Source organism: Peribacillus sp. NPDC058002, from assembly GCF_042886655.1.
Lineage (GTDB): Bacteria > Bacillota > Bacilli > Bacillales > DSM-1321 > Peribacillus > Peribacillus aracenensis.
In genome coordinates this window covers 1-1,548 of sequence record NZ_JBHVQU010000478.1, presented here as the reverse complement: position 1 = coordinate 1,548, position 1,548 = coordinate 1, and the positions used below count along the sequence as shown (strand labels likewise).

1 protein-coding gene is annotated in these 1,548 nt (G+C 41.1%); it reads left to right on the top strand.

What is annotated here, in order from left to right:
- Positions 1–1,283 (top strand): AAA family ATPase (locus ACFVSH_RS26465; protein WP_387708784.1); only part of this gene is annotated, 1,283 nt, incomplete at its 5' end.
- Positions 1,284–1,548: the final 265 nt, after the last annotated feature.

Sequence of the window (1,548 nt, the reverse complement as noted above, 5' to 3'; positions counted from 1 at the left end):
GTGTATCATATAGTGAGGAAGCCCTAAAAGCGGCTGTTGAACTCTCGAATCGCTATATTCAAGACCGATTCCTGCCTGATAAGGCAATAGACTTAATGGATGAAGCTGGTTCCAAATTGAACTTGAACATCGAAGACGGCCAGGTAGAAAACATGAAAGAGCGTCTGGCGCAAATTTATAAAGAAAAAGAAATGGCCTTAAAAGAAGAAGCATATGAAAAAGCTGCACTTCTTCGTGATGAAGAAGAAAAACTGGAAAAGTCCTTGCAGGCTGGGGAAGATGCAATTAAGCCAACCGTTACCGTTGAAGACATTCAAAATATCATCGAACAAAAGACTGGTATACCTGTAGGTAAGCTCCAAGAAGGTGAGCAAGAAAAAATGGTTCATCTCCAAGAGGAGCTGATGAAAAAAGTAATCGGGCAGCAAGAGGCTGTCAAAAAGGTTTCCAAGGCCGTTCGAAGAAGTCGTGCAGGGTTAAAATCCAAAAATCGTCCTACCGGATCTTTCCTTTTCGTTGGTCCGACAGGAGTAGGTAAAACCGAATTGGCGAAAACTCTCGCTGAGGAATTGTTCGGGGACAAGGAAGCGATGATTCGTCTTGACATGAGTGAATTCATGGAGAAACACAGTGTTTCTAAATTAATCGGTTCTCCTCCTGGATATGTAGGGCATGAGGAAGCTGGGCAATTGACGGAAAAAGTTCGCCGTAAACCTTACAGTATCATCCTATTGGATGAAATCGAAAAGGCACATCCGGATGTATTGCATATGTTCCTGCAAATCATGGAAGATGGCCGCTTAACCGACAGTCAAGGGCGGACCGTTACTTTTAAAGATACCGTGATCATCATGACGAGTAATGCTGGGGTCGGTGAGAAACAAAAAGTAATGGGATTCGGTACAAGTTCAGCTGTGGAAGAGGCTTCAATCCTACAATCTTTAGGCAGTTTCTTCAAACCGGAATTCTTGAACCGATTCGATAGCATCATTGAATTCTCGGCATTGAAGAAGGAAAATCTTCTGCAAATCGTTGATATCATGATTCACGAGCTAGACGAAACCCTTGCTGCAAATGGTTTATCTTTAGATGTAACGAATGAAGCGAAACAAAGGCTAATTGAACTCGGATATCACCCAGCTTTCGGAGCGAGACCGCTCCGCCGTGTACTTCAAGAACAACTCGAAGACGGCATCACTGACTTTATCTTTGAGCAGCCTGAAGTTAAGAACTTCACTGCAATTGTTGAGGATACCTCTGTGAAAATTATTAAAACACCATAAAGAGTACTAGAAATGCCTCCAAGACCGTAAAACTGTTATGGAGGCATTTTTTTATTTTTATAAAATGATAGGTAGGGCTAATTGACCTATAGCTATCAATTTAAATGTAGATTTCTGAATTTTCGACATAATTTGCCGATCGAATGTTTTGATGGGAAACGCCTGTGGAATCATAACATGAGGGAAGATTCGCTTATGATTATAAATATTAATAATTCCTGTTCTATATTGGGGATTTCAATGGAGGAATGACCTATTAAAGATC